Origin of the sequence: Binatus sp. (SeqCode) (assembly GCF_049584895.1) — a bacterium.
Classification (GTDB): Bacteria; Desulfobacterota; Binatia; order Binatales; family Binataceae; genus Binatus.
Genome location: NZ_JBAUYR010000029.1, coordinates 14,919 through 41,698, shown reverse-complemented (window position 1 = coordinate 41,698; position 26,780 = coordinate 14,919). Strand labels below are relative to the sequence as shown.

The window sequence follows — 26,780 nt, the reverse complement described above, 5'->3', positions numbered from 1 at the left end:
AGAGAGAACGCAAACGAGTTCCGCAGAGTTTGAGGGAGACCTCAACAAAGAAAGCGGAGAATCGACCGAGAACGGCCAGGACAACGATTCGCTGGCCTCAAAACTGTCGAAGGAGCTCAGCAACTGGCGGCGCAAGCGCACCTCGTCGCGGCCACGGCACTCTGACGGACCGGCTCAGAATTTTTCGTCAGAACCGGCACGTACGATCAAGGTTCGTGGTCATGAGACTTTGGTCGTTCGCAAACCAAAGCTCGCTGGCAAGCCCCCCACCAATACGAATCACACACCAAATAATCAGTAGTCAGTTTTACAGTCCGCGGATATGGGGTGGGGTGGTGCGGAGGAGCTAGGAGCGGAAGACTTCGACTGGCATTTCTCGCGATGCTTGCCGGGCAGGATATACCGTCGCGAGCAGGCATAGAATCATCGAGGCTACCGCGACGGCGGCGAAGTTCGACGGTTGTACGTCGATTGGCAGATTCGAGATGCCGTAGATTTCGCGCGGGATGTGAATGAACTGGTAACGCGCCAGCGCGAAGCACCCGACGGCGCCGAGGATCAGTCCGGCCACGGTTCCAGCAGCGCCGACGATCAGGCCTTTCAGCACGAAGATCAGGCGCACGTCGCGTCGCGTCGCACCCATCGCGATCAGCACCGCGATATCCTTGCGCTTCTCCATCACCACCATGATAAGCGTTGCGACCAGGTTGAACGCGGCAACGCCAATCAGCATCACCAGCACCAGCGCATACACCCGCTTGAGAAGTGCGAAGCCGGCGGCGGCAGATTCATTGAACTGGATCCAGTTTTGAACGCGATATGGGTTTGGGAACAGCTTGCGCATTGCGTCGGTGACCGCGTCGGTCTGATCGAGGTTGACCAGATGGATATCGACTCCGTCCACTTTGCCGACTCGGCCGAAGAAATCCTGCGCGTTCGCGAGGTTCATGAAGACCATGTTGGTGTCGATGAAGTTCATCCCCGAATCGAAGATCGCGCCTATCACGAATTGCCCGCTCTTGGTCGAGAGAGATCCGTCGGGCGAAATAATCGGCGCAACCATCCGAGCCACATCACCGGGCTTGACCTTGAGCTTCCTGGCAAGGCTGACTCCGATAGCAAGGCCGCCGGTTGAGACTGCGGGACCTGCGGCACCTGCCTGAACCGTGTAGCTTCTCGTTAGATCGTCGAGGCTGCCGGCCGTCATGTAGCGGCCCCATTGAGCGCGCACCACGGGATTGTCCGGCTCGACCCCGCGCACGACGACGCCGCCGATTCCGCGCCCCGAACTCAGCATCGCCTGCCCGATGATATATGCCTCGGCGCCGTTCACGCCGGGCACCGTCGCGGCTTTCTTCTCGACGTCCGTGTAGTTCTCGATCGATCCTTGCGAGTTGAGTATCTGAACTTGCGGGCTCAGGTTGAGCACGCGTTGTTTGATGCTCTGCTCGAAGCCGCCCATCACCGACAGCGTCATCGTCAGCGCGGCGACACCGATCATCACGCCGACCGCGGTAAAGATCGTCGTGATCGAGATGAAGGCGTCTTTGCGGCGAGCGCGCAGATACCGGAGCGCAATTTTGAGTTCGTATCGCACGAAGACCAGCGAGCGAACTCAGAATATCACGTTCTCTTTCTTTAGTTGCTCGATCTCGTCGGCGCTGAGTTTCAGCATACCGCGGAAAACTTCGTCGTTGTCCTGGCCAAGAATCGGGGCCGCCGAACGAAGCGTGCCCGGCGTGCGGCTCATCCGATGCTCGAGGCCTTCGTACGGCGACGGCCCCATCTCCTTGTGCTCGAGCCAATGCCAGAAGCCGAACGCCTCGAGGTTGTCGTCCTGGTGAATGTCGACGCAGTTCTCGACCGGATAGGCGGCGACGCCTGCGGCCTGCAACTTCGCGGTGAGCTCGTGCGCATTGTGGATGCGCGTCAGCGAGCCGACGAATTCATCGATCGCGCCGGCATTCTCGATCCGCGCGGACGCCGTCGCGAAGCGCGCGTCAGTGGAATCTGCGGCGAGTGCAGAGAGCGTCGCGCGCCACTGATCGTCGCCCGCGACTGCAATCGCGATCCATCGCTCGTTACCGTCCTCGTCGGCACATCGGTAGGCGCCGTGCGGAGCGTAACGCGCGGACGCATTGCCGCGCGGCTCGAGCACCCGGCCGGTCGCATGGTAGTCGATCAGCGCGGGCGCGAGATTCTGCATCGCAGCCTCGTACTGCGACATGTCGATGTACTGGCCCTTGCCGGTGCGGCGGCGATAGTCGAGGGCGGCGAGCAACGCGAACGCGGAAAATCGCGGCGCAATGAAATCCGTATACGCGCCGTATGGCGGCGCGCATGAGCCGGGGCCGTAGCCCGAGATGTAGTAGAAGCCCGACAGCGCGGCCATCAACTGACCGAAGCCGGGGTACAGCGCGTTGGGCCCGGTCTGCCCCTGCATGCAGGTCGAGAGCATGATGAGGTCGGGGCGCAGCTCGCGAAGATTTTCGTAATCGAGTCCCCAGTTGCGCATCGCCTTGGGCGTGAAACTCTCGACGATAATGTCGGCCCACGGCACCAGACGTTTGGCCAGTTCGCGCGCTTTAGGCTTGCTCAGGTCGAGCGTGATTCCTTTCTTCGAGGTGTTGAAGCTGGCGAAGAACTGACTGCGATTGATGCCGGGCATCGCGTCTTTCCAAGGCGGCCCGATTCGCAACACGTCGGGACGCGCGGCGGACTCGACCCGAATCACCTCGGCGCCGTTGTCGGCGAAATACTTGGTCGTGATCGGACCGACGCCGACCCAGGCGAAATCGAGAATGTGAACTCCTTCAAGTGCGAAACGGCTCATCTCGAATTCTCCTGGCTAAATCGAGCCGGCGGCTCGGAGCTTGTTCAATCGATCGGGCGTGAGGCCGAGGATGGCGCGGTAAATCTCATCGGTGTGTTCGCCGATTCGCGGCGCACGCGTGGTTGATCCGATTGGCGTCGCGGATAGTTTCGCGAACGGCCCGGGGAATGTGAGCGTGCGCCCGATGGTGTTGTGTGGCACCTGGGTCCAGAAGTCGCGCGCTTTCAGCTGATCGTCCGAGGCGACGTCGGCCACGTTCGCGACGGGCGCGAGAAAGATTCGCCGCTTGAGCCCCTGCGTGTAGATCTCGTGCTTGGTCATCGTCATAAGAAAGCGCTGGATCGTCGTCTCGAGATCGTCGATCTCCTTGTGGTCCTGGTCCGTCATCTTCATGAAGACTCCCGGTACCCACGAAACCCAATCCTTGGTGCGCATCCAGTCTGAGCCGAATCCGTTTTCGCGCATCCACTCGATCAGCGCCTTGGTCGAATTGCCGAAGGTGGTGCCGCCGGCGATCAGAATCGAGATGTGACCGTCCTTGCACTCGTACACCATCTTGCGCCGCGCGTCGGCTGAGCCGACGAAAATCCCGGTGCGCGAGAGATGGTTGCCGTGCAGGAACGGCATCGCCTGCTCGTTCATCAGCGTCCACACGATGCAGGCCTGCATGTTGACGACGATGCGCTGGCCGAGCCCGTCGATTTGGCGCGGGTAGTGCGCGAGCATCATCGCGATTGCGGCCTCGCCGCCCGCGTGCAAACCAGCTTGCGGCAGGCTCATCTGGATCGGCGGCTTCCCTTCTTCGCCCATCAGGTACATCATGCCGCCGGCCGCCCAGGTGATGATGTCGGCCCAGGCGTAATACTTGCCGGGACCGCTGTCGCCGAACGGCGTTATCGACGCATAAATGAGTCGCGGATTTTTTTTTGCGAGCGCGTCGTAGCCGAGCCCGATCGAATCGAGATAGCCGAGCGGATGCGACTCAACAAAAAAGTCCGACTTCGCCGCAAGGTCCGCGACCAGCGCGCGCCCGTCGGCAGTGTCGAGATTCGCAGTCACGGATTTTTTGCCGGCGTGATACGCGATCGAATACAGACAGTGATCGGGACCGACTTTGTCTTCGAGATACGGTGGGATGCGCCGGGTCGAGCATCCGCCGGGCGGCTCGACCTTGATAACTTCGGCGCCGAGGTCGGCGAACATCTTCCCGCACAGCGCGCCCTTCTCGTCAGTCAAATCGAGCAGGCGCAGTCCTTTCAGCAACTCTGATGGCATCGGTGAATGGTCCTCGCGAATCGCGCAGCTGAACCTTGGAATTTTATATCCTACCGCGCCAAAGATGTAACGGCGCGATAGGCGCGCTATTCCTGCTGCCGGGCGTGGCGCGCGGCGCCGATCGCGGTCGCGAAATCCGCGTGCTCGGGGATCAGGAAGCGACGGCCGAAGGGAAAACTGAGACGCTTCATCTCCTGCATGAATCGGAACAGGCGCGACAGCTTGCCCGTCAGCACAATGTTTTCCTGGCCACAGGCGCGGGCGCTCGCGAGTGCTAGCACGCCGATCGATTCCGTGATCATATTCATGATGGCGAGCGCTTTGTCCTCGGGCGTTGCGTCGGCGCTGATCTTGCCGAAGTTCGCGGCGGTGGTGTTCGGTGGCAAATCGCCGATCGAGCCGCCCGCGATGTCGCGAACGCTAAGATCGATGCGACGCAGGTCGCCCTTGCGCGCGAGCTTTTCGAGCCGCTCGATGGTCGAGACACCGAGCATGTGCTTGGCGAGCCCGAGCAGCGTGCCGCCTCCGACTCCGGTACCGCTGAAGTGCGCGATCTTGTCGCGCGTCGCGGACACGATCGCGGTGCCGGTGCCGAGCGAGACGACCAGCGCGCTGTCCAGCCCGGCGAGCGACGTGCCGCCGATTCCGATCGCGGTGAACTCGTTGACCTTGACCACCGGCCTGCCGAGCAGAGATTTGGTCAGCACGCGTGAGCCCGCGCCGGTAGCGGCGACGCATTCGACGTCTTCGAGTTTGATGCCGAAGTCCGAAACCAGTTTGCCAAGAGCGCCCGCGGCCGCAGCGACCGGGTCGTTGGCCTCGATCGTTACGACGTGTATGCCGCCATTTTCGAGGATGACGGCGTCGGTGGTCGAACCGCCGATATCGATGCCAACGATCATAGGTGGTGCCGGCTCCTGTCCAGCCCGTGTTGAAGCTAGATCAGCCGTGGCCACCTGCGCAACGACACGCAGCAGCCTTCGAGAGCGCCTTAGCCGGACCTCGTCACTGTGATACTTTTTGAAAATGGCACGGCGCAAGGCCGATTCGTCGCAGAGTCTCTTTCCACCGCGCACCCCGCTCAGCCAGCCGCTGGCCGACCGGATGCGTCCGCGCACGCTCGACGAAATAGTGGGGCAGGAGCATCTGCTGGGACCTGGAAAGTTCCTCAGCCAGATGGTCGCGGCGCATGTGTTGCACTCGATGATCCTCTGGGGACCGCCGGGCACCGGCAAGACGACGCTCGCTATCGTGCTCGCGGAGCAATCGGGCGCGGTGTTTCGCAAGCTGGCGGCGGTGACCTCGGGCGTCGCCGATCTGCGCGAGGCGGTCGAGGCGGCGCGCCACGATCTCGAGGCCGGCAAGCGCACCGTGGTCTTTATCGACGAGATCCATCGATGGAACCGCGCGCAGCAGGACGCGTTTCTGCCGCACGTCGAGAGCGGGCTGATCACGCTGATTGGCGCAACCACGGAGAATCCGTCGTTCGAGGTCATCTCGGCGCTCTTATCCCGAATGCGGCTGCTCGTGCTGCAGCCTCTGTCGGAGGAAAATGTCGCGACTCTGGTGCATCGCGCGCTCGCCGACAAGGAGCGCGGACTTGGCAACAGCGGACTCAAGCTGGGTGTCGGCGCGATCGACGAGATCGTTCGATACGCCGGCGGTGACGCGCGGCGCGCGCTCGGCACGCTCGAGATTGCGGCAGAGTTCGCCCAGAACGTGGGCGCGACGCTGATCACTCCCGAACATATTCGCGAGTCGGCGCAGCAGAAGGCGCTGCTCTACGATCGCGCGGGCGACGAGCACTACAACGTCATCTCGGCGTTTATCAAGAGCATGCGCGGCAGCGATCCCGACGCCGCGGTTTACTGGATGATGCGGATGGTCGAGGCGGGCGAGGATCCGCTGTTCATCGCGCGCCGGATGGTAATCTTCGCGTCCGAAGATGTCGGCAACGCCGATCCGCGCGCGCTGCAAGTGGCGATCGCGGTCAAGGAGGCGGTGGACTTCGTCGGGATGCCGGAAGGCGTGATCCCGCTCGCGCAGGGCGTGACGTACCTGGCCAGTGCGCCGAAGTCCAACGCGTCGTATCTCGCGATGCGCGCGGCGAGCGAAGATGCGAAAACCCTTGGCGCGCTGGCGGTTCCGCTGCATCTGCGCAACGCGCCGACGCCGATGATGAAGGGACTCGGCTACGGCAAGGACTACCGCTATCCGCACAATTTCGAAGGCGCGCTAGTCGCGCAAAGCTACCTGCCCGACGAACTCGGCGAAAAAATCTATTACGAACCATCCGAGCGCGGATACGAAATCAGAATCCGCGAGTTCCTTGCCCGCGCACGCGCTGCGCGCAATCCCGCGTCGCGGCGCAAACCGGGCGGGAATGAGTGACCGTCGTCATCCTGATCGAAGCGAGCATTGCGAGCGGCAGGACATGGCTTCTGGCCTCCGGACAGCTTCGCGTCCAGCGAAGCCGGTACCGGTTCTGAAATCGCGCAGCGCTCCTTAAAAACGAACCGCGAGAATCGGAGCGCACCCGTTCTCGCGGTTCACACAAATCAGTCGAGAGATTACTTCGTGCCGAGAACCGAATCCTTCAGCGCCTTGGCGGCAGTGAAGCGAAGCCGGGTGCGCGCCGGAATCTTGATCTCCTGACCGGTGGCCGGATTGCGTCCCATGCGCGCTTTGGTCTTGCGCTTGCGGAAAATCCCGAGACCGGCCAGCCGCAGCGATCCCTCCTTCTTGAGCTCGCGGACTACCAACGAGTTTAGTTCCTCGAGCACCTGCTTCCCCTGCTTCTTGGTGAGTCCGAGCTTGTCAGCCATGTAGGCTGCTACCTGCGATTGCGTCATCATCCTCCTCCTTGCGATCCGTGGTTGCGGGCTTTCAGTGAGGGTGAACGAGTACCGCGACAATTTCAAGTGCGCGCGGCAGAAAAACGGCTCTTTTTCTAGGGATCGTGATGGTTTTTGCACAGGCTGCTCGCGTCCGCGTTGAGCCCCAAGGGTTTTACGCGGGCGGATCACGCAGACAACGCTATTGCGCCGTCAGTAGCGGACTTCGACGAGGTAGAGACCGCCCGGCGGCGCGTTAGCCGGAGCGGTATGACGATCGAGTCCTTGAAGGATCGTCGCGACTTTATCCGCCGTGAGCTTCCCGCGTCCCACATCAACCATCGCCGCGACCATCGCACGCACCATGTGCCGCAAAAAACTGTTCGCTTCGACGCGATACAGAAAGACGTCGGCGTCACGCGTCCACTCACTCGAAATCACGCGGCGCACGGTGGTCGTCACGGCGGTGCCGAGAGAGCGGAACGCGGCGAAGTCGTGCTCGCCGACGAAGATGTGCGCGGCGCAATTCATCGCGGTGAGATCGAGTTGGTCGCGGACCAGCCAGCTATAGCGGTACTCGAAGGCGGACGCGACTTTGCGATTCAGCACGCGATATTCGTACACGCGCGAATGGGCCGCGCGCCGCGGGTCGAAGTTGTCGGGCGCGGGCGAGATGTCGAGCACCACGATATCGGCAGGCAGAAGCGAGTTCAGAGCGCGCTGCAATTCTGCCGGGTCAAACGGGCGCGGAATCGAGATCGATGCGACCTGGCCGCGCGCATGCACGCCGGCGTCGGTACGGCCCGAACCGAAGACGCGGATCGGCGCGGAGAAAATCCGCTCAAGGGCGGCTTCGATCCTTCCCTGGATTGAATCGTGGCGCGGCTGAAGCTGCCATCCGGAATACTTGCTGCCGTCGTACTCGAGCGTGAGCTTGAGGACCATCGCGCGGCGATCACGCGAGAGTCGGCGAGCTGAGCGCCAGCATCTCGGCGATCCAGAGCGCTCCCAGCGCCGCCAGGCGCGTATTATCGAACACGCACCAGAGAGACAGCGAGTCGGCGCGCGTCTCGACGCTGACGACGATCGCCTCCTGGCCGACGGCGTCGATCACGCCGAGCGGCTCGCCTTCCTCAGCGATGAGGATGCCCGGAGCAACTCGCAGCATCTCGACAGGATCTTCGCCGTTGCCGGTGCGATCGCGCGGCCGCTGAATATCGATGGTCAACCCGGAACCGTGAAGGACGGGAATTGCGACGACCTGGATGGAGAGCGGCAGTGATCTGTCGAGCAGCTTCGCGACTTGCGCGGCGATTGCAGTGGCGACAGAGCGTTCGTGCTCGCGCATGAAGGCGTTGAACCCGCGCTGGACTTCCTCGTCGTCGAGCTCGAGCCGCGCACTCAGAAGATCGGTGGTCTGGTCGACGGTGGCGGTCAGCATTTCCATGCCGCCGGCGCTCGCGCCGAGCATCCCGGTCGCGGCAACGAAACCGCTGCGCGCGCCGAGGACCTTGAGACAGGTGGCGAGCACGTGAGCGGCGGGATGTGGAATCGCGAAGACTTTCGAATTGCGCAATTGCTTGAATGTCTCGCGCGGAGTGAGCCCGGGCGCGACCATCGGCAAATCAGAGGGCGGGCGATTCGCCGCGCTCAGATCGATCAGAATCGGACCGGGCTGTGCGGCAATGATTTCGGCCGCGCGCGGCGCCGGAATCGCGAGGAACGCGATATCGAAGCCGCGAAGATCGGCGGGACTCTCGAGCGCGTCGACCAGACGCTCCTCACCGCCCGCGTCGACGGTCTGCATCGCGCCCGCTTCGGTGGTGAAGAGTTTCAGTTCGCTCAGCTGAAACCCGCGCGCGGCGATCAGTTCGATTAGCTGGTTGCCGACCGCGCCGGTGGCGCCGACAACCGCCACTCTCGGTTCGCGGGTATTACTCATTCGCCTTCGCTTTCGCTGCTCTCGAGTTTTTCGCGCACCAGCCGGCCCATCGCCTTGCATCCCACGATTTGCGTGCCGGTGCCGCCGTGAAGATCGCGAGTGCGATAGCCGTCACGCACCACAGAATCGACCGCCTGCGAAATCAGCTCGGCTTCGGATCGCATGCCGAGCGAATGCTCGAGCAACAGGCCAGCCGACAGGATCGCGGCGAGCGGATTGGCCTCGTCGCGGCCCGCGATATCCGGGGCGCTGCCGTGAATCGGCTCGTACAGCCCGACGCGGAAGCCGGCGCTGTTGAGTTCCTCACCGAGCGACGCCGACGGCAATAGGCCCATCGATCCCGCGAGCACCGAGGCTTCATCGGTGAGGATATCGCCGAACATGTTTTCGGTGACGACCACGTCGAAGTCCTTGGGGCGCCGTATCAGATGCATCGCCATCGAATCGACGAGCTGATTTTCGAACGCGACGTCTTTGAATTGTGCGCTCAACTCGGTTGCGATCTCGCGCCACAAGCGGGACGTTGCCATCACGTTGGCCTTGTCGACCGAGGTAAGTTTCTTGCGGCGCTCGCGAGCCAGCTCGAAACCAAATTTGAGCACGCGCGCAATTTCGGCTTCGCTGTAGAAGCACGTATCGACCGCCTCGCGACCGTCTTTCGCATTGCGCTTTTCGCTTGGCTTGCCGTAGTAGATGCCGCCGGTCAGCTCGCGGATGATTACCAGGTCGACGCCGTTAATCACTTCGGCCTTGAGCGGCGACGCAGCCATCAGTTCCTTGACCGTTTTCACCGGGCGAATGTTCGCGAACAGTCCCAGCGCTTTGCGGAGTCCCAGCAAAGCCTGCTCGGGACGCTGCTCGGCGTTGGGCTTGTCCCATTTCGGTCCGCCGACGGCGCCGAGCAGAATCGCGTCGCTGTCCTGCGCGTGCTTGAGCACTTCATCGGGCAACGGAGTGCCGGAGGTGTCGAGCGCGTGACCGCCGATCATCCCCTCCTTGAACTCGAGATCGACCGCCGATCGGCGCGCGATGATCTTGAGAACCTGCAGAGCTTCGCCGACGACCTCGGGGCCGATGCCGTCACCTTTGAGAACTAGAATTTTATAGGCCATGCAAAAGCGCTGAACGCCTGGACGTGAGTGATCGGGAGGAGCGCAAACAATCTCGACCCGTCAGTGTATAGCCTCGAAGATTACGACTGCAGATTGGCGCGACAGCGATGTAGCAAACCTCGCCACAGTGGCGGGAGCCGCAGCAAACCGCACATCGCGCTGAGTGAAGAGCGAATTCAAGTTGAAACTCAAGCCCTCAAAGCACTAGCCCAAGTGTAATGTTGCGGCAAGCCCCATTTCGACGGCTCACGGAACGTCGGTGGTTGGCTTGAGCGGGGCGTGCTTGCGGGCCTTCAGCCGGTTGAGCGCGTTTACCAGCGCGAGCGCACTCGCCATGACGATATCGCTATGCGCACCCTGGCCGGCGACGGTCACGCCGTTCTCGCGAATCATGCAGCTGACTTCGCCGAGCGCGTCGGTGCCGCCGGTAATTGCTTTGACAGCGTAGCGCTCGAGCGCGGGATTGATTGCGGCGATTTTGTAAATCGCCTTGTAGCAGGCGTCGACCATTCCGTCGCCTTCGCTCTCAGCCGAGCACTCTTTTCCCTCCACGCGCAGTGTGACCTCCGCGTGCGGCGTACTCTTGCTCGACGACGCGCACTTCAAATCGACCAGCTCGAAATGATCGGTCGTCCGCCGTGCGCTCTCGGTGACCAGCGCCAGGATATCGTCGTCGTACACGATTTTCTTTTTGTCGCAGAGTTCCTTGAAATCGGCGAACGCCTTGTTCACGTCGACGTCGTCGATATCGACGCCAAGTTCTTCGAGCCGGTTGGTGAATGCGTGCCGCCCTGAATGTTTGCCCAGCACCAGCTTGTTCGACGGGATACCGATGTCCTCGGGCTTCATGATTTCGTAGGTGAGCTTGTACTTGAGTACGCCGTCCTGATGGATTCCGGCTTCGTGCGCGAATGCGTTGTCGCCGACAATTGGCTTGTTGGCCGGCACCGACTGGCCGATCACCTGCGACAGCAGGCGCGAGGCCGGGTAGATCTGGCGCGTGTTGATGCGCGAACCCACGCCCATCAGGTCGTGGCGCGTCTTCATCGCCATCACGACTTCTTCCAGCGAGCAGTTGCCGGCGCGCTCGCCGATTCCGTTGATGGTGCACTCGATCTGACGCGCGCCGTTGCGCACCGCCGCCAGCGAATTCGCGACCGCGAGCCCGAGATCGTTATGACAGTGCGCGCTCCATATCACTTTGTCGGCGCCGGGAACTTTCTCGCTCATGTACGCGAACATCCGGCCGAATTCCTCGGGGATAGCGTGGCCGGTGGTGTCGGGCAGATTGATCACAGTCGCGCCCGCGCGAATCACCTCGGTGCAAACGTCGACCATGTAATCCCAGTCGGAGCGCGACGCGTCCTCGCAGGAGAACTCGATGTAGTCGAGATGCTTTTTCGCGCGCGTGACGGCCCAGGTGGCGGCGTCGAGTACGTCCTCGCGATTCATGTTCAGCTTGTACTTGAGATGGATTTCCGAGGTCGCGATGAAAATGTGAATCCCCGGATGCCTGGCTTTGTCCACTGCGCGCAAGGCCGAATCGACATCCTCTTCGCGCGTGCGCGAGAGACTGAGCACAATGGGCTCGGTCAGCGCCTGCGCGACGCGGTTCACAGACTCGAAATCGCCGGGCGAAGATACCGCGAAGCCCGCCTCGATGATATCCACGTTCAGGCGTTCGAGTTGACGCGCGAGCGCGATTTTCTCTTCGACGTTCATGGTGCAGCCGGGCGACTGCTCGCCGTCGCGCAGGGTCGTGTCGAAGATCCGGACGTAATCGTTGTTGTCGTGCGTAGCCGTGTTCGTATGCGCCATCGTCATTACCTCCCGCATCATCGCCGCGGGATCAGCGGGCCAATCGTTCGCCAGGAGCGGAAACTGAAGCGTGAAAAAGAAAACGCCCCGGGCGGCTTCGATCGGCCCACTGCCCGGGGCGTGTGTCTCAGTTTAATCAGGCCGTTAAACCTGTCCGGACGCGCGCCTGGCGTGGGCCCCTGTAAGGGCCAGGCTAAGCAGCAGCTCCGGTAGCAGGTTGCAATACATCGTGTACGGATTGTAAGCGGGCGCGGAGACCTCAGTCAAGCGGTTTAGCGCGGTGCGGGCTGGTGGTCGCGGAGGTTGCGGGTGCTCCGAGCAGAATCCGGTTGCGGCGCGCCGTTGGCGTCGTGAGATTTTGCGGGTGCGACCGGGTGTAGGACAGAGACTTTGGCGCTCAGGCGTTCGCCGCGAAGCATCAGCACTGGACCGGATAATACATACGCAGAAGAAAGCAGGAACGCGGTGAGCTGCGGCATCGCGAACAGCATCGCCGCAACCACCATCATGGTGATTACCAGTTCGACCTGCGCCCGCTTTTCAAACTTCATTGTTTTGAAGCTGGGGTAGGGCACGCGCGAGATCATGAGTCCGCCGAGGACGAGCGTGAACGGCACCATCAAGGTGCAAAGCATCCGCGGCGACTCGAATTCGAAGTAGCTGTAGGCGAGCGAGGTCGTTGCGATCATCAGGGCGGCGCCGGGGATTGGCAAGCCGACGAAGCGGCTCTTGTCGGCGGTCGCGGTCTGCACGTTGAAGCGGGCCAGGCGAAGCGCACCGCACAGGACGTACAACCCGCCGACCGCGATTCCGATGGAACCTACCGGCCGCAGCGCCCACGAGAAGGTGAGCATCGCAGGTGCGACGCCGAACGCGACCACGTCGGAGAGGCTGTCAAACTCGACGCCGAACTGGCTCGAAGTGCGCGAGGCGCGCGCGACCCGTCCGTCGAGGCCGTCGCAGAAGAAGGCGATGACGATCATCACGGAGGCGACTTCGAAATGTCCGGTCACTGCGGAAACCATCGAGTAGAAGCCCGACAGCAGGCCGATAGAAGTGATCGTCGCGGGCAGCAGGAAAACGCCGCGGCGAAATGGCCCGTCGGCGTTGAGGGCTGGGTCTGCGCTGCGGTCCGGATAGATTTCCATCCGCAAACGAGCGTCGCGCGAACGGCGGGAATTGCGGCTCATTGATCGATTGCTCCGATGATGGATTCTCCGGCGCGAACGCGCTGTCCGACCGACACCGCAACCCGGTACTCAGCCGGAAAAAAATGATCGACGCGGCTTCCAAACATAATCAGGCCGATCCGCTGACCTGCCTGTATTCTATCATGCGCGCGGAGCCGGCAAACTATCCGGCGGGCGAGATATCCGGCCACCTGTAGCATGCCGAACATGCGGCCCGACGGGTCGGTCATCGCGATCAGGTTGCGCTCGTTGTGCTCGTTGGCGTCGTCGCGAAAGGCGGCGCGGAATTCGCCCGCGGTGTGCTCAACCATCACCACTTCGCCGCCGACCGGAGCGCGGTTCACGTGGACGTTGAGCGGGGACATGAACACCGACACACGATGGTAGAGCCGGCCCGTCGATCCCGGAAAGGGCTTGTCGGAAATGTCGGTGACCTTGCCGTCGGCGCCAGAAATTACGACGTTTTCGGTGCGCGGCGGGTAGCGTTCAGGATCGCGAAAGAAAAGCGCAATCGGGATTGCGAGGATTACCAGGATCGCGCCGATCGATTTGATGCCGAGCACTATCAGGACGATTCCGACGACGGCCAATCCCAGCGACATCGCCACGCCTTCGGTCGCGATTCCGATCGCACCTGCGATGCGTGCGAGAATCGGGCCCGGCGCCGGGCGCCCGCTGTCGGTTTCGCCCGCCATGGGGATCTAGTTCCTGGACTTATCGACTAATCGATCGCTCGCGAGCCATGGCATGAACGCTCGCAACTTGCGGCCGACTTCTTCGACCGGATGCTTCTCCGCTTCCTTGCGCAGTTCGCGGAAACGCGGCAGTCCCGCCTTGTAGTCGCCGATCCATTCGTTAGCGAACTTGCCCGATTGGATGTCGGCGAGGATCTGTTTCATCGCCGCGCGCGAATCCTTGCCGATCACCTTGGTGCCGCGGGTCATATCGCCATACTCGGCCGTGTTGCTGATCGAATAGCGCATATTCGAGATTCCGCCCTCGTAGATCAGGTCCACGATCAGCTTCACTTCGTGCAGCGTCTCGAAATACGCCATCTCGGGTGCATAGCCGGCTTCGACCAGGGTCTCGTAGCCGGCGCGAATCAGTTCGGTGAGTCCGCCGCATAGCACGGATTGTTCGCCGAACAAGTCGGTTTCGGTTTCCTCTCGGAACGAGGTTTCGATAATCGCCGCGCGTCCTCCACCGATCGCACTGCCGTACGCGAGACCGACTTTGGTGGTGTCGCCCGACGGATCCTGCTCGACGGCGAGCAGGCACGGTACGCCGCGGCCCTTGGTGTACTCCGATCGCACGAGATGGCCGGGACCCTTTGGCGCGATCATGAAAACGTTAACGTCAGCGGGCGGCTTGATGAATTTGAAATGGATATTAAAGCCGTGACCGAAGGCCAGGTACTTGCCCTTGGTGAGATGCGGCGCGATTTCGGCCTCGTAAATCTCGGAGCCCATCTCGTCGGGCACGAGGACCATGATGATGTCGGCGCGCTTGGCCGCTTCCGCAGTGTCGAACACCTGGAGGCCCTGCTTGGTGGCCTTTTCGCGCGACGGCGATTTCGCAGTCAGCCCGACGCATACGTCCATTCCGCTGTCGCGCAGGTTGAGCGCATGCGCATGGCCCTGGCTTCCAAAGCCAATGACCGCGATCTTCTTGCCTTTGAGCGCGGACAGGTCCGCGTCGCGGTCGTAGTAAACCTTCATTTGAATTTCTCCCGAATTTTCTCGCTGTCAGATTATTCAGCTTCGCGCGCTCGCCGACCCTGGTGATTGTCATGATTGAGCTGGACCGCGCGCGCCATTGCAACTTTGCCCGAGCGCACTACTTCCTTGATGCCGAGCGGGCGCACGATAGCGATGAACGCCTTGATCTTCTCGTTGTCGCCCGTCAACTCGACCGTGATTGCGCGCGGGCCAATGTCTATAACGTGGGCGCGGAACGCGGTGACGATCGAGTCCAGTTCCGAGCGCGTGCGCTCGTCGACCGAGACCTTCACGATCACCATCTCGCGATCGATCGTCTCGACGTCCTTGAAGTCGGTAATCTTGATCACCGACACCAGCTTGTTGAGCTGCTTGTTGATCTGCTCGACGATCTGATCGTCGCCGGTGGTAACCAGCACGATCCTCGAGACCGTCGGGTCGAGCGGATCTTCGTTGACGGTCAGGGACTCGATGTTAAAGCCGCGGCCCGAAAACAGTCCGGCCACGCGTGCGAGCACGCCGAATTCGTTTTCAACCAGAACCGATATCGTGTGACTTGTCATGCGGTGGAGTGCGCGCGCTCATGGCCGGACCCTTGGTATCAGCGAGCCTCTTGTTGATAGCGGCCGAGAATCGCCATCATGCGGTCTTTCGAGGCCAGCTTAAGCTTCTGGATCCGTTTTTCTTCTATCTCTTCTTCGTTGGTCAGATAAAGCTTGTGTCTAAAGACTTCGAGTTTTTGTTTGAGCGCTTGATGCTCGGTGTAGAGGGCCCTCAGCTCCTCGTCATGGGTCAGATGCTGCCGAATGAGTTCTTCCTCTCGATGCTCCATACGCCCTCCGTGCCTAAGCCTGCCGGATTTTTTGAAGTGGGCTTGAACGTAGCCTCCGGCGTCCTGATGTATAGCGGCTCCAGCGAAGCCGCTCGATCCGTTTCACCACGGGCAAACCGCGCCCCGCCTAGCGCCGCGACGCAGACTCCGCGCAAATCGAGCATCCCTGTATCGAAAACCGCCACCCTATGACCCCGCGATGCCACAAGGGCCGCCGCATCCTTCGCCCTGCCATCACCGATGAACATTACGTCCTCGGTGATGCGCGATGCCAGGTGTTCGAGCGCGATAACCAATTCCTCTGACAGTTTTTCTAGCCCATCGGCCACGACTCGGTAAAGAGCCGCGTAAACTTCGCCTTTGCGAGCGTCGACAACCACGCAGACCAGCCGTCCTTCGATGATATTGTTGCGCTCGAGTGCTGCTAATGCCATCGCGTCGAAACCGGGCACGCCGACGAGCGCGCATCCCGACGCCATCGCGATTCCCTTCGCGTAGCTGAGTCCGATGCGAAGGCCGGTGAACGATCCGGGGCCCGTGCCGACCGCTATCGCACCGACATCACGAATCGACAATCCCGCCGCGCCAAGAAGATCGTCGACGGCGCTCGGCAATGCGGCGCCATGCGACGTCGCCGGACGCTCGAGCGACGCGGCGACTCGCCCGCCGGCAATCACCGCGAGACTTGCGATTGATGTGGAGGTATCGAGTCCCAGGACCGGGCGCGATTCGGCCGCCTGATCGAGCAGCCGATTAACCCTGCACAATACGCGAGATGTCATTGAAGATTACAAACGCCATCAGTGCCACGAGCAAAAACAGTCCAACCTGGAGCATCGCCTCGCGATAGCGAAGTTCGAGCGGCTTGCCCTTGATGCCCTCGAAAACAAAGAACAGCAGGTGTCCGCCGTCGAGCAGCGGCACCGGCAACAGATTTATGATGCCGAGTTCGAGACTCAGCATCACGGTGAACATCGCGAGGTTGGCGAAGCCGCGATGCGCTTCCTGGCCGGCCATTTGCGCGATCATGATTGGACCGCCGAGCGCGTCTTTCACCGGCGTGCTGCCGCTGAAGATACTGGCAATTCCGACCACCATCTGCACGGTCATCTCGACCGACGTCTCGCATGCTTCTCTGACGGCGCCGATTGGGCCGTACCGCTTGGTAGTTTCGTCGCCGCTGGGCTGCACGCCGATTACCCAGGAGGTCGCGTTGGTACCGTAAATGGTCTTTTGATCGAGCCGGGTCGGCGTGATCACGATCGTGCTGTTGGTGGATTTGCCGTTCTGCTGCCGCTGGATTTCAAGCTTGACCGGGGAACCGTCTCCCGCTTTTACGGTCTTGGAGAAGTCGGCCCACGTATCCATCGGCTCGCCGTTAACCGCGATAATTCGGTCACCGGTGAGAAGCCCGGCCTTCGCGGCGGGGAGATCCTTGGTGGTCTTGCCGACGACCGGCAATAGGGTTGGGACGCCGTACATGAAAACGAACGTGAGCAGTAGAGGGGCAAAAATGATGTTGGACAGCGGTCCTGCGAGCACGATCAAAACGCGCTTGCCGAGCGACTGAGTCGGGAACGCGCGGCTGCAATACGCCTCGATCAGCACTGTGGGAGGACGTTCCGCGAGCTCTTTGATTGCGTCGTCGACTTTGGGATGAGCGCGCACTTCGTTGAGGAGCAGCGCCTCGTCGGGCTTCAGCTCGCGTCCGAGAATAGTCTGTGCGACACCGGCGCCGGACTGACTCAAACGCTCGGCTAGCGCACGCAAGTGTTGGTCGAATTCGGAGCCGGCGAGAACCACCCCATGCTCGCGCGCGGCGCCGATCAGATCGAGACCGATTTCGTGAAGATATAATTTGATTTCGTCGGGCGTGGGCTTCTCGCCGACTTCATCGCCGAGCATTCGAACGTAGCCGCCGAAGGGAGTCGCGCCGAGTGAGTACTCGGTCTCGCCGCGCCGGAATCCCAGAATTTTTGGCGGATAGCCGACCGAGAATCGCAGCACGCGAACCCCGACTTTTTTCGCCATCGCGAAGTGTCCCGCCTCGTGCACGACCACTAGCACGGCGAAGACCAGCGCTGCGTAAAGAATCGACGATATCATTTAGTTTACTCGCAAGGTTCGACGGGACATTTCGGGGCGTGAAAATGCGGCCCCCAAAAACCGCATCATTGAAACCAATAGTAGGCGAAAAAGAGTGCGAAGACCAGTGAACAAGTGCGATCGAGCAGGCCGCCGTGACCGGGAAAAATCCAACCCGAGTCCTTGACTCCCGCCGCGCGCTTCAAAGCCGAGCCGGCCAGATCGCCGAGCTGCGCAAGAATGGAAATCATAGCGGCAAATAGCAGGATTCGGCCCACGTCCCAGGTTGCGCCTATCAGCTTAAAGAGCAACCATCCGCAGATGATAGTCGCGACCAGGCCGCCTATTGCGCCTTCAACCGTTTTGTTGGGGCTGACGCTCGGCGCGAGCTTGGTCCGGCCCCTGTACCGGCCGACGAAGTAGGCGCCGCTGTCGCTCACTACAGCCAGCAGGATGACCAGCAGGAGAACCTTGACGCCGCCGGGGCGATTGCGCACCAGCGAGAAGAACGGGAATAGAAATCCGACGTACGCGGCGCCGATGAAGACGAGGCGCGGTCCGCGGAACCTTTCGCCGCCGCCGGCTACTTCGATTCGTATGACCAGCCCGAGCATCATCAGGATCACGATCAGCGGCACGACCCATCCAACCCATCCGAGGTTGGCGCCGTAGAGAAGCGCGAACAGCGGTATGCCGCCGACGACGGCGAACAGCGGTATCGCGACCCAGTGCAGAGCGCCGGTCATCTCGGCGACTTCGTAGAGTCCCCAGAGCCCGGCGATCACATTTACAATCTTGAAAAACCAGGGCGGCGCGAAAAGCACGAGTGCCGCGACCGCTGGCAGCAGGATCGCCGCTGTCAGAAGCCTAGTTCTGAGCACGCAGGCGAGTGTCGGAGCCGTTCGTGACTGCGCCGAAGCGGCGCTCGCGAAGCTGGTAGGCGGCGATCGCGCTTAAGAATTCACGCTCGCGGAAGTCGGGCCACAGAGTGTCGGTGAAATAAAGTTCGGTGTAGGCGAGCTGAAAGAGAAAAAAATTGGAGACGCGCAATTCTCCGGAGGTTCGAATCAGCAGGTCGGGATCGGGAAGCCCGGTGGTCGTCAGTTCGCGCGCCACCAGTTGCTCGTCGATTTGATCGGGTGAAAGCGCGCCATCTGCAACCGCGCGCGCGATTGATCGCGCCGCATTGACGATGTCCTGACGGCCGCCGTACGACAATGCCAGTGCCACCGTCATCCCGCGATTATCTCGCGTCGCCGCAACGGTCTCGGCAAGAGCTTCGCGCACGCGAGGCGGCAGCCGCTCGGTGTCTCCCAGAGCCAACACGCGGATATCGCGCTTCATCAGGCGTTTGGTCTCGGTGATCAGATAGCGATGGAAGAGGCCCATCAGAAAGCTGACTTCGTTGGTCGGCCGGCCCCAATTCTCGCTCGAAAAAGCGTACAGCGTGAGGTACGGGATGCCGAGTTCGCGGGCCGCATCGACGACCGCGCGCACGGAATCCTTGCCGCGGCGATGGCCTTCGTGGCGCGAGAGACCGCGCCGGCTGGCCCAGCGGCCATTGCCGTCCATCACGATCGCCACGTGACGCGGCATCCGCGATGGATCCAAAGAGAGGTTGGGGAAATCGTCTAGTGGTAGTGAGATTGCCACTTGAGGTTCAGTCTTTACCTAAGGTCGCACGCCGCTTGAAGATGGTGACGGGCGAGCTCAGACCTCCATGATTTCCGCTTCTTTGGCGGTCAGCACTTTGTCGATTTTTTCGATGAACTCGGTGGTGTAGGTCTGCACCTTGGCCTCGCCCGCACGCATCTCGTCCTCGGTCGCCTGCTTTTCCTTGTGCAGTTCCTTGAGCATGTCGTTGGCGTCGCGGCGATGGTTGCGGACGCCGACGCGGAATTCCTCGCCGATTTTGCGCACGTGCTTTACGAGATCCTTGCGACGCTCCTCGGTCAGCTCGGGAATCGGAATGCGAATGATCTTGCCGTCGTTCATCGGGGTCAAGCCAAGATCGGAAGTCGAGATGGCTTTTTCGATATCGTGCATCGCGCCCTTGTCGTACGGCGTTATCACGATCAAGCGCGGCTCCGGCGCTGCCAGCCCTGCCAATTGCCGCAGCGGAGTCTTCGAGCCGTAGTAATTTACCTGGAGATTTTCGACCAGCGCGGTTGACGCGCGGCCAGTGCGTACGCGTGCGAGTTCGTGGCGAAACGCCTCGACGGTCTTGTCCATTTCCTTGCGCGCGTCTTCGATTGTGTCCGTAAGCATGCTCACGGTGCGCTCTCCACTCGGGTTCCGATTTGCTCCCCCATCACTGCCCTTCTTATATTACCCGCTTTGCGCAGATTGAACACGATGATCGGCAGATGATTATCCATGCACATCGAGATGGCAGTCGAGTCCATCACCTTCAGATTTTTCTGCAGCACCTCGATATAAGTCAGGCGGTCGAAGCGCTTGGCGCCGGGCTCGCGCACTGGATCGCGATCGTAAACCCCGTCGACGGTGTGGCTGGCCTTGAGGATTACCTCGGCCCCGATTTCCATCGCGCGCAGACTCGCCGCGGTGTCGGTAGTGAAATATGGATTGCCGGTGCCGGCCGCGAAAATGACGACTCGGCCCTTTTCGAGATGGCGCACGGCGCGGCGGCGGATATACGGCTCGCACAGCGCCTGCATTTCGATAGCGGACAGCACGCGCGTGACGACGCCCGAGTGCTCGAGCGCGTTTTGCAGCGCGAGTGCGTTAATCACCGTCGCGAGCATGCCCATCTGATCGGCGGTCGAGCGATCCATCCCGCGCGCCTCGTAATCGCTGCCGCGGATGTAGTTGCCGGCGCCGATTACCATCGCGAGCTGAACGCCGAGCGACAAGACTTCCTTGATTTCGAGCGCTATCTCGGCCAGCGCGTCGAGATCGAGTCCCGATCCTTGTGCGGGCGCGAGCGCCTCGCCGGATAATTTCAGGAGTATGCGGCTGAAGCGCGGCTTGCCGTCGGATGCGGTTTGGACTTCAGCCATTCCTCGAAGCTCCCGAAGGGGAACCTAACCCCTAACCCCTTCCCTCGAGGGAAGGGGAACAATCGCGTAGGGGAAGGGTTCTAACTACGGCTTTCATCCCCCGTGATTGGGCCTTAGGCCGGCCCACCCTTGGCGTCCAGGTTTTCGCCCATCTGGTATCGGGTGAAGCGGCGCACGTCGATCTTCTCGCGCATCTGGAGGGCGGCCTCGCCGATCAGGTCGTTCACAGTCTTGTTCGGATCGCGCGCGTAAGCCTGCTCGAGCAGACACGCTTCCTTGTAAAATTTCTCGATCTTGCCGTCCACGATCTTTGCCACGACTGCCGCAGGCTTGCCCTCGGCCTGTGACGTGTAGATCTGGCGCTCCTGCTCGATGACGGCGGGCGATAATTCCTCGCGCCGCACGACGCGCGGATTGAGCGCGGCGACCTGCAACGCGAGTTCCTTCACCAGCGCCTGGAACGCTTCGGACTTGGCGCAGAAATCAGTCTCGCAATTGACTTCGATCAAGACGCCAATCTTGCCGCCCGCATGAATATACGAACCGACTGCACCCTCGGATGCGACCCGGCCCGCGCGGCCCGCAGCCGCCGCGATTCCCTTCTCGCGCAGCCATAGCGCGGCTTTGTCGAGGTCGCCGGCGCTCTCCGAAAGCGCGCGCTTGCAATCCATGATGCCGGCGCCGGTCTTCTCGCGCAGTTCCTTAACCTGGTTTGCGTTTAATTCCATCTCACAATTCCTGAGTTGAGCTAGTATTCTTGGCCGGTCGCGCTACTGCAAGCGACCGGCCCAGTTTCGGACATGAAAATCGAGTCTGTCGATTAGACCGCGCTTGGCGAATCAGGCGCCGAGGTGCCCATATCTGCCGCAGAGCCGGCGTCGGAGCGAATATCCTGCTGGCCCTTGGCGCGTTCCTCGGCGATCTGCTTGCCCTCGATGATCGCGTCGGCGACCGCAGCGGTGAACAGTTTGATCGCGCGAATCGCGTCGTCGTTGCCTGGGATTCGATACGCGATCAGGTCAGGGTCGCAGTTGGTATCGACCACGGCGGCGACCGGAATACCGAGGCGGTTCGCTTCGGCGACCGCGATATCTTCTTTCTTGGTATCGATCACCCACAGCGCGTCCGGGAGCTTGCGCATGTTCTTGATGCCGGCGAGCGTGGCCATCAGCTTTTCATGCTCGCGGCCGTTATCGCTCATTTCTTTCTTGGTGAGCGCTTTGATCATCTCGGGATCGGCCATCGTCTCTTCGAGCTTGCGGAGCCGGTCGATCGACGCGCGAATAGTCTGGAAGTTGGTCAGCATCCCGCCGAGCCAGCGGTTGTTAACGTAGTACATGCCGCATCGCTCGGCTTCTTCCTTGACGATGTCCTGGGCCTGCTTCTTGGTGCCGACGAACAGCATCGTGCCGCCGGCGGCGGCGAGGTCGCGCGCGAAGTCGAAGGTCGCGCGAAACATCTTCACGGTCTGCTGGAGATCGATGATGTAGATACCGTTGCGGGCGCCGAAGATGTATTGCTTCATCTTTGGGTTCCAGCGGCTGGTCTGATGGCCGAAGTGGACGCCGGCCTCCAGAAGCTGCTTCATACTGATTTCAGTCATAGAATTTAGTCCTTGCCTCTTGGCCCCGAGTGAGGGGCAATCTGTAAGTATTAGCAGGGCTGGCGGCGGTAGGAAAGCGGAGGCTACTCGCCGAGACCGTCGGTCCACTCGATGACGATTCCGCCGAATCTGGGCGAAAGAAGATTGTACAGCCAGGACCATAGACCGAATACAAGAAACCCAAAAATTCCGTAGAAGAGTGCCGCTACCCCCACGATAATAGGAACATCGCGCGGTCGAAGGGGATGCCGAGTTTTTGTCTCGGGTTTCTGGTTTGGTCCGGCGGCCGTGCTGGGTGTTGCGGCCGCGCTCGGCTGAACAACCGTGTTGGGCGTGGCGACCGTGTTGCCGTTCAGATAACGAGCACCACGAGCAAACATAAATACAGTCAGAAGAAGAGCTATCGGCACCGCCATGAAGGTCGCGGTCACGATCGCTCCGATCGTAGCTGTCTTCAGTACTCCAAATGACTTTATTTTCCCCTTTTGGCCCATCCCGAACCCTGCGTCACTCCGACTTCTTGCTTTTCAATCGGATATCGTCGCTCGCGACACAGGCGGCGTTGAGTGAGCGCGCTTTTCCCAGTGCGGCGTCATTTTTCTGCAGGCGCTTGAGCTTGCCCGTCTTGTCGAGCGTGACTGGATCCTGCTGGTTGTTCTGAAGGTCGGTCAGCGCCTTCTCGCAATTGTCATCGGTGTCGAAACTGGTGACGACAACCCATCGCGCGAGCGGAACGTCGGAATCAACATTGTGGGGGATTCTGGTCGAGTCAGGCGGCATCATAAGATACCAGCCTACGAAAGCGAGCGCCGCGAAGTGGCGGCTATTCAGGTTGCTCACACCGGCCAGTTATACGCACTTACGGTCAAAAAGTCATCGCGGCGCCAGAACCTCACCCCTAACCCCTCTCCCTTCAGGCGAGGGGAACAGCCGTCAGGCGTTCATCGATTCGAGGAATTCTTCGTTGGTCTTGGTCTTGTCCATCTTGTCGATAAGGAATTCCATCGCTTCGACCGCGTTGAGCTGGGTCAGCAGTTTGCGCAGTATCCAGACGCGATTGAGCGTCGCGCGCGGCAGCAGCAGCTCTTCCTTACGGGTTGAGGAGCGCTGGATGTCGATGGTCGGGAAGATGCGCTTTTCGAGCAGGCGGCGGTCCAGGGCGATCTGCTGATTGCCGGTGCCCTTGAACTCTTCGAAAATTACTTCGTCCATGCGGCTGCCGGTATCGACCAGCGCCGTTGCGATAATCGTCAAGCTGCCGCCGTCTTCGGTGTTGCGTGCGGCGCCGAAAAATTTCTTGGGCTTGTGCAGCGCGTTGGAATCGACGCCGCCTGACAGGATTTTGCCCGAGGGCGGCACCACGGTGTTGTAGGCGCGCGCCAGCCGCGTGATCGAATCGAGCAGGATGACGACGTCGCGCCCATGCTCGACCAGCCGCCGCGCCTTTTCGATTACCATCTCGGCCACCTGCACGTGGCGCGTCGCGGGCTCGTCGAAGGTCGAGCTGACGACTTCGCCCTGGACCGAGCGCAGCATGTCGGTGACTTCCTCGGGACGCTCGTCGACCAGCAGCACGATCAGCACGATCTCGGGATGGTTATGCGCGATTGCCTTGGCGATCGCCTGCAGCATCATGGTCTTGCCGGTGAACGGTGCAGCGACGATAAGTCCGCGCTGTCCTTTGCCGATAGGCGCGACCAAATCGATGATGCGGGTGGTCAAATCTTCGTGATTGTATTCGAGCTTGATGCGCTCCTCGGGATAGAGGGGCGTCAGGTTGTCGAACAGGATCTTGTCGCGCGCCTTTTCGGGGTCCTCGTAGTTGATCGATTCAACCTTGAGCAGCGCGAAGTAGCGCTCGCCTTCTTTCGGCGGGCGAATCAGGCCTGAAACCACGTCTCCGGTGCGCAAATTGAACTTGCGAATCTGGCTTGGCGAAATATAGATGTCGTCGGGACCGGGCAGGTAGTTATAGTCGGGCGCGCGCAGGAAGCCGAAGCCGTCGGGCAGGATTTCCAGCACGCCTTCGCCGAGGATCGATCCGTTCTTGGCGGCTTGCGCTTGCAGAACGGCGAAGATCATCTCCTGCTTGCGCATGTTAGTGGCGCCGTCGACGTTGAAGTCGCGCGCCATCTGCGCCAGCTCGGTAATCTTCGCGCGCTTGAGCGACTTGAGGTTGAGGACACCCTCCTCGCTGATCACCGGCGCCGGAGGTGGAAGATTCGGATTACTGTCGAGGTTTACCTGCCGTGGTGTCCCGTTGGTCGAGCGCGGGTCGTCGAAGCGACCCTCCTCGGTCTTCGCAACGTGCCTGCCCTTGCCCATATGCCTTCCCCGCAACCTTGACTCCATTATCTTCGATGATGCTGTCGACAGCGGCGGCTAACGCGACGCGTATCGCAGGTTATGAACGTTTGTTCCAAAATGGGCTCCCCTCGAAGGGAGATGCCATTATAGATTTATGAGTGCTCAAGCGGTCGGGATTCGGAACAACTGACGCCTTGAGTTCAAGTTCGGAATTTACGGACCGCAAGGAAACGGGATTATCTCACCACCCAAACCCGTCTCAGCGTCCTCAGTGCGGAAGCTTCAACTAAGACGCTACCTGCGCAATGCCATCGTGTCAACGGGGTTAGCTGAGTTCGATCCATCGGCGGAGCTCGCGTGCGTCTGATGAGAACAACTTCGTTGCGAGAAACTCGACGAAATCCATCGGCAGCGGGGCGACGAATTCGAGACGTTCGCCGGATCGCGGATGGGTTAACGAAAGTGCCAGCGCGTGGAGTGCCTGGCGATGAAAAAATCCACCACCTGCCGCTTTGCCGCCATACAGAGGATCGCCAAGACAGGGATGACCGATCGACGCGAGGTGCACGCGAATCTGATGCATCCGGCCGGTGTCGGGTTTCACTCGCACCAGTGACGTGCCGGGGTCGTCGGCGTCCGCGGGATCGAATCGTGCGAGCACCGTGACGTGGCTGACCGCGTCGCGCGGCGCAGTCGATCGCACCGACATCCGTTTGCGCTCGATCGGATGCCGCCCGACCGGCCGCTCGATAGTAACGCGGTCGCGCGCGACTTTGCCCTTGACGATCGCGAGATAGGTTTTTTTGACGGTGCGATCCTTGAACTGGCGTGAAAGCGCGGTGCGCGAAAACGGCGTTCGCGCGACAACCATCACGCCCGAAGTGTCCTTGTCGAGGCGATGCACGATGCCCGGTCGCAGCACGCCGTCAGGCTCGGCCATCACGGCCAGTTCGGGAAATCGCGCGAGGAGCGCGTCCACGAGGGTGCCATTAGGATGCCCGGGCGCTGGATGGACGGTCATCCCGGCCGGCTTGTTCACGACGATTATTTCATGGTCGTCGAAAATAACCGAAATCTCCGGCGCGTCGCCGTCTTTGTAGCTTGAAGGATCCAGCTCACCGGCCGGAATCGCGGCGACCTCGATGCTATCTCCCGTGCGCACACCGCTCGACGCACGCGCGCCCGCGCGGTTGACCGTCACCAGTCCCGCTTTGATCATCCGCGCCACTTGCGAGCGCGAGTACTCCGGCGCAAGCCGCATCGAGACGAACACGTCGAGTCGCATCCGATCATGCTCGACGCCGGCGGTGATTGTGGTTGGCAAAATCACGGACGTGACTCACCGCATCGACGCGCAAATCACGGCGTCGCTGCCGGAGGTATCGGCGGCGGCCCGGGCGGTACATTCGGCGGCGGAGCGCCGGCGTCGGCAGCAGGAGCGCAGTTCTCGGTGCTGGTCGTGGCGATCGCGAGACCATAGGTCGTCTTCTGGCAGCCGGCCGTCGTCTCATCCGGCCTGGTATAAAACCAGCACCCAACCAGAATCGTCGAGAACAGCGCAACGATTGTCATCGAGAAAATTGCTTTCATGCGACGCCTCTTACTCGAAACGATGAGGCAGCGGATGTGCCTTTTCGTACGCGGCGATCTGATCCTCGTGCGCGAGAGTCAGCGCGATATCGTCGAGGCCTTCGAGCAGGCACTTCTTGCCGAACGGCTCGATCTCGAAACGCGCGGTCCATCCGAAATCGTCGGACACCGTCTGCTTTTCGAGATCGACAGTGAGCCGGTACGCTTCGTAGTCGCCGGTCGCGCGAAAGATATGCTCGACCTCGTCGGCCGTCAGTGTGATCGGTAGAAAGCCGTTCTTGAGGCAGTTGTTGTGGAAGATGTCGGCGAACTCGGGCGCGATCACCGCGTGGAAGCCCGCGTCCTCGAGCGCCCACACCGCATGCTCGCGCGAACTGCCACAGCCGAAATTTTTGCGTGCGACCAAAATCGACGCGCCTTGGAATCGCGGCTTGTTCAGCGAAAAATCCTTGTTCTCGGTGCCGTCGGGGTTACGCCGCCAGTCGATGAACAATCCCTTCCCCATCCCGGCGCGTACGACAGCCTTGAGAAACTGCTTCGGAATAATCTGATCGGTATCGACGTTGGCGCGATCGAGTGGCGCCACCATCCCGGTAAAATTTTTGAACTTCTGCATCGCTA

Annotated in this window: 29 protein-coding genes; 1 reads left to right on the top strand and 28 read right to left on the bottom strand. The window is 61.1% G+C overall.

Translation table 11 applies throughout. The features are described 5' to 3' along the window. Positions 1–346 precede the first annotated feature (346 nt). From WB650_RS04405 to WB650_RS04390, 4 genes are all read right to left on the bottom strand, one after another. Complete coding sequence (locus tag WB650_RS04405) at positions 347–1,597, bottom strand: FtsX-like permease family protein (protein ID WP_422303981.1); 1,251 nt, start codon at positions 1,595–1,597, stop codon at positions 347–349. Between the two features lie 18 nt (positions 1,598–1,615). Next, positions 1,616–2,833: a CaiB/BaiF CoA transferase family protein gene (locus WB650_RS04400; RefSeq protein ID WP_423959582.1), complete on the bottom strand. Its 1,218-nt coding sequence runs from the start codon at positions 2,831–2,833 to the stop codon at positions 1,616–1,618. 15 nt (positions 2,834–2,848) lie between these two features. After that, complete coding sequence (locus WB650_RS04395; protein ID WP_422303983.1) at positions 2,849–4,108, bottom strand: CaiB/BaiF CoA transferase family protein; 1,260 nt, start codon at positions 4,106–4,108, stop codon at positions 2,849–2,851. Positions 4,109–4,194: 86 nt separating this feature from the next. After that, complete coding sequence (locus WB650_RS04390) at positions 4,195–5,010, bottom strand: BadF/BadG/BcrA/BcrD ATPase family protein (RefSeq protein WP_422303984.1); 816 nt, start codon at positions 5,008–5,010, stop codon at positions 4,195–4,197. Positions 5,011–5,134: 124 nt separating this feature from the next. Here WB650_RS04390 and WB650_RS04385 point away from each other — a divergent pair, with 124 nt between their 5' ends. Further along, positions 5,135–6,499: a replication-associated recombination protein A gene (locus tag WB650_RS04385; RefSeq protein WP_422303985.1), complete on the top strand. Its 1,365-nt coding sequence runs from the start codon at positions 5,135–5,137 to the stop codon at positions 6,497–6,499. A 179-nt stretch (positions 6,500–6,678) separates the two neighbouring features. Here WB650_RS04385 and WB650_RS04380 read toward each other — a convergent pair whose 3' ends face one another. The 24 genes from WB650_RS04380 to leuD form a co-directional block, all read right to left on the bottom strand. Beyond that, complete coding sequence (locus WB650_RS04380; protein WP_422298571.1) at positions 6,679–6,960, bottom strand: HU family DNA-binding protein; 282 nt, start codon at positions 6,958–6,960, stop codon at positions 6,679–6,681. Between the two features lie 195 nt (positions 6,961–7,155). Further along, positions 7,156–7,887, bottom strand: coding sequence for a tRNA pseudouridine(38-40) synthase TruA (gene truA / locus WB650_RS04375; RefSeq protein ID WP_422302765.1), 732 nt, complete (start codon positions 7,885–7,887; stop codon positions 7,156–7,158). 10 nt (positions 7,888–7,897) lie between these two features. After that, a complete protein-coding gene (locus WB650_RS04370) occupies positions 7,898–8,884 on the bottom strand; it encodes a hypothetical protein (RefSeq protein ID WP_423959578.1) in 987 nt (328 codons plus the stop codon). After that, positions 8,881–9,996, bottom strand: a complete 1,116-nt coding sequence (gene leuB, locus WB650_RS04365) for a 3-isopropylmalate dehydrogenase (RefSeq protein ID WP_422302167.1) — start codon at positions 9,994–9,996, stop codon at positions 8,881–8,883. Before leuB ends, WB650_RS04370 begins: the two co-directional genes overlap by 4 nt. Before the next feature lie 246 nt (positions 9,997–10,242). Beyond that, on the bottom strand, positions 10,243–11,814 hold the full coding sequence (locus WB650_RS04360) for a 2-isopropylmalate synthase (protein WP_422302169.1): 1,572 nt from the start codon (positions 11,812–11,814) through the stop codon (positions 10,243–10,245). 272 nt (positions 11,815–12,086) lie between these two features. Further along, positions 12,087–13,004, bottom strand: a complete 918-nt coding sequence (gene pssA / locus WB650_RS04355; RefSeq protein WP_422302171.1) for a CDP-diacylglycerol--serine O-phosphatidyltransferase — start codon at positions 13,002–13,004, stop codon at positions 12,087–12,089. After that, positions 13,001–13,699 carry a phosphatidylserine decarboxylase gene (locus tag WB650_RS04350; RefSeq protein WP_422302172.1) on the bottom strand — a complete coding sequence of 233 codons (699 nt, stop codon included), beginning with the start codon at positions 13,697–13,699 and terminating at the stop codon, positions 13,001–13,003. Before WB650_RS04350 ends, pssA begins: the two co-directional genes overlap by 4 nt. 6 nt (positions 13,700–13,705) lie before the next feature. After that, a complete protein-coding gene (ilvC, locus tag WB650_RS04345; RefSeq protein ID WP_422302174.1) occupies positions 13,706–14,722 on the bottom strand; it encodes a ketol-acid reductoisomerase in 1,017 nt (338 codons plus the stop codon). A gap of 32 nt (positions 14,723–14,754) precedes the next feature. After that, complete coding sequence (gene ilvN / locus WB650_RS04340; RefSeq protein WP_422298555.1) at positions 14,755–15,285, bottom strand: acetolactate synthase small subunit; 531 nt, start codon at positions 15,283–15,285, stop codon at positions 14,755–14,757. A gap of 38 nt (positions 15,286–15,323) precedes the next feature. Continuing rightward, entirely contained in the window at positions 15,324–15,554 is a 231-nt protein-coding gene (locus WB650_RS04335) for a DUF465 domain-containing protein (protein ID WP_422301174.1), read from the bottom strand. After that, positions 15,515–16,336 (bottom strand): tRNA (adenosine(37)-N6)-threonylcarbamoyltransferase complex dimerization subunit type 1 TsaB, encoded by an 822-nt coding sequence (gene tsaB / locus WB650_RS04330; RefSeq protein WP_422301176.1) that lies wholly within the window; start codon positions 16,334–16,336, stop codon positions 15,515–15,517. The genes WB650_RS04335 and tsaB overlap by 40 nt, the downstream gene beginning before the upstream one ends. Next, positions 16,308–17,660 (bottom strand): RIP metalloprotease RseP, encoded by a 1,353-nt coding sequence (rseP, locus tag WB650_RS04325; protein ID WP_422301178.1) that lies wholly within the window; start codon positions 17,658–17,660, stop codon positions 16,308–16,310. Before rseP ends, tsaB begins: the two co-directional genes overlap by 29 nt. 65 nt (positions 17,661–17,725) lie before the next feature. Further along, positions 17,726–18,520: a phosphatidate cytidylyltransferase gene (locus WB650_RS04320; protein WP_422301180.1), complete on the bottom strand. Its 795-nt coding sequence runs from the start codon at positions 18,518–18,520 to the stop codon at positions 17,726–17,728. Then, positions 18,507–19,292: an isoprenyl transferase gene (locus WB650_RS04315; RefSeq protein WP_423959576.1), complete on the bottom strand. Its 786-nt coding sequence runs from the start codon at positions 19,290–19,292 to the stop codon at positions 18,507–18,509. Before WB650_RS04315 ends, WB650_RS04320 begins: the two co-directional genes overlap by 14 nt. A 57-nt stretch (positions 19,293–19,349) precedes the next feature. Further along, positions 19,350–19,907, bottom strand: a complete 558-nt coding sequence (gene frr, locus WB650_RS04310) for a ribosome recycling factor (protein ID WP_422291959.1) — start codon at positions 19,905–19,907, stop codon at positions 19,350–19,352. Positions 19,908–19,909: 2 nt separating this feature from the next. After that, positions 19,910–20,659 (bottom strand): UMP kinase, encoded by a 750-nt coding sequence (gene pyrH, locus WB650_RS04305; RefSeq protein ID WP_422301184.1) that lies wholly within the window; start codon positions 20,657–20,659, stop codon positions 19,910–19,912. 113 nt (positions 20,660–20,772) lie between these two features. Continuing rightward, positions 20,773–21,387 (bottom strand): translation elongation factor Ts, encoded by a 615-nt coding sequence (gene tsf / locus WB650_RS04300; RefSeq protein ID WP_422301186.1) that lies wholly within the window; start codon positions 21,385–21,387, stop codon positions 20,773–20,775. Positions 21,388–21,479: 92 nt separating this feature from the next. Next, complete coding sequence (gene rpsB, locus WB650_RS04295; protein WP_422301188.1) at positions 21,480–22,262, bottom strand: 30S ribosomal protein S2; 783 nt, start codon at positions 22,260–22,262, stop codon at positions 21,480–21,482. 83 nt (positions 22,263–22,345) lie between these two features. Further along, entirely contained in the window at positions 22,346–22,693 is a 348-nt protein-coding gene (locus WB650_RS04290) for a hypothetical protein (RefSeq protein ID WP_423959573.1), read from the bottom strand. 76 nt (positions 22,694–22,769) lie between these two features. Further along, complete coding sequence (locus WB650_RS04285; protein ID WP_422301192.1) at positions 22,770–23,102, bottom strand: hypothetical protein; 333 nt, start codon at positions 23,100–23,102, stop codon at positions 22,770–22,772. A gap of 93 nt (positions 23,103–23,195) precedes the next feature. Next, the gene (gene rho / locus WB650_RS04280) at positions 23,196–24,587 is read right to left on the bottom strand and encodes a transcription termination factor Rho (RefSeq protein WP_422301194.1); all 1,392 of its coding nucleotides are present in this window, start codon (positions 24,585–24,587) and stop codon (positions 23,196–23,198) included. Positions 24,588–24,894: 307 nt separating this feature from the next. After that, positions 24,895–25,899: an RluA family pseudouridine synthase gene (locus WB650_RS04275; RefSeq protein ID WP_422301196.1), complete on the bottom strand. Its 1,005-nt coding sequence runs from the start codon at positions 25,897–25,899 to the stop codon at positions 24,895–24,897. 29 nt (positions 25,900–25,928) lie between these two features. Next, complete coding sequence (locus tag WB650_RS04270) at positions 25,929–26,159, bottom strand: hypothetical protein (RefSeq protein ID WP_422301198.1); 231 nt, start codon at positions 26,157–26,159, stop codon at positions 25,929–25,931. 10 nt (positions 26,160–26,169) lie between these two features. Next, entirely contained in the window at positions 26,170–26,775 is a 606-nt protein-coding gene (gene leuD, locus WB650_RS04265) for a 3-isopropylmalate dehydratase small subunit (RefSeq protein WP_422301200.1), read from the bottom strand. Between the last annotated feature and the right edge of the window lie 5 nt (positions 26,776–26,780).

What these genes read in the sequence shown, in the direction of transcription:
- WB650_RS04380 (WP_422298571.1), bottom strand. Translation starts at nt 6,960, where the DNA reads ATGACGCAATCGCAGGTAGCAGCCTACATGGCTGACAAGCTCGGACTC.
- leuB (WP_422302167.1), bottom strand. Translation starts at nt 9,996, where the DNA reads ATGGCCTATAAAATTCTAGTTCTCAAAGGTGACGGCATCGGCCCCGAG.
- WB650_RS04385 (WP_422303985.1), top strand. Translation starts at nt 5,135, where the DNA reads ATGGCACGGCGCAAGGCCGATTCGTCGCAGAGTCTCTTTCCACCGCGC.
- pyrH (WP_422301184.1), bottom strand. Translation starts at nt 20,659, where the DNA reads ATGGCTGAAGTCCAAACCGCATCCGACGGCAAGCCGCGCTTCAGCCGC.
- rpsB (WP_422301188.1), bottom strand. Translation starts at nt 22,262, where the DNA reads ATGACTGAAATCAGTATGAAGCAGCTTCTGGAGGCCGGCGTCCACTTC.
- WB650_RS04400 (WP_423959582.1), bottom strand. Translation starts at nt 2,833, where the DNA reads ATGAGCCGTTTCGCACTTGAAGGAGTTCACATTCTCGATTTCGCCTGG.
- WB650_RS04390 (WP_422303984.1), bottom strand. Translation starts at nt 5,010, where the DNA reads ATGATCGTTGGCATCGATATCGGCGGTTCGACCACCGACGCCGTCATC.
- WB650_RS04395 (WP_422303983.1), bottom strand. Translation starts at nt 4,108, where the DNA reads ATGCCATCAGAGTTGCTGAAAGGACTGCGCCTGCTCGATTTGACTGAC.
- ilvC (WP_422302174.1), bottom strand. Translation starts at nt 14,722, where the DNA reads ATGAAGGTTTACTACGACCGCGACGCGGACCTGTCCGCGCTCAAAGGC.
- WB650_RS04370 (WP_423959578.1), bottom strand. Translation starts at nt 8,884, where the DNA reads ATGAGTAATACCCGCGAACCGAGAGTGGCGGTTGTCGGCGCCACCGGC.
- tsf (WP_422301186.1), bottom strand. Translation starts at nt 21,387, where the DNA reads ATGGAATTAAACGCAAACCAGGTTAAGGAACTGCGCGAGAAGACCGGC.
- rseP (WP_422301178.1), bottom strand. Translation starts at nt 17,660, where the DNA reads ATGATATCGTCGATTCTTTACGCAGCGCTGGTCTTCGCCGTGCTAGTG.
- leuD (WP_422301200.1), bottom strand. Translation starts at nt 26,775, where the DNA reads ATGCAGAAGTTCAAAAATTTTACCGGGATGGTGGCGCCACTCGATCGC.
- WB650_RS04360 (WP_422302169.1), bottom strand. Translation starts at nt 11,814, where the DNA reads ATGGCGCATACGAACACGGCTACGCACGACAACAACGATTACGTCCGG.
- tsaB (WP_422301176.1), bottom strand. Translation starts at nt 16,336, where the DNA reads ATGACATCTCGCGTATTGTGCAGGGTTAATCGGCTGCTCGATCAGGCG.
- WB650_RS04335 (WP_422301174.1), bottom strand. Translation starts at nt 15,554, where the DNA reads ATGGAGCATCGAGAGGAAGAACTCATTCGGCAGCATCTGACCCATGAC.
- truA (WP_422302765.1), bottom strand. Translation starts at nt 7,887, where the DNA reads ATGGTCCTCAAGCTCACGCTCGAGTACGACGGCAGCAAGTATTCCGGA.
- frr (WP_422291959.1), bottom strand. Translation starts at nt 19,907, where the DNA reads ATGCTTACGGACACAATCGAAGACGCGCGCAAGGAAATGGACAAGACC.
- pssA (WP_422302171.1), bottom strand. Translation starts at nt 13,004, where the DNA reads ATGAGCCGCAATTCCCGCCGTTCGCGCGACGCTCGTTTGCGGATGGAA.
- WB650_RS04270 (WP_422301198.1), bottom strand. Translation starts at nt 26,159, where the DNA reads ATGAAAGCAATTTTCTCGATGACAATCGTTGCGCTGTTCTCGACGATT.
- WB650_RS04350 (WP_422302172.1), bottom strand. Translation starts at nt 13,699, where the DNA reads ATGGCGGGCGAAACCGACAGCGGGCGCCCGGCGCCGGGCCCGATTCTC.
- ilvN (WP_422298555.1), bottom strand. Translation starts at nt 15,285, where the DNA reads ATGACAAGTCACACGATATCGGTTCTGGTTGAAAACGAATTCGGCGTG.
- rho (WP_422301194.1), bottom strand. Translation starts at nt 24,587, where the DNA reads ATGGGCAAGGGCAGGCACGTTGCGAAGACCGAGGAGGGTCGCTTCGAC.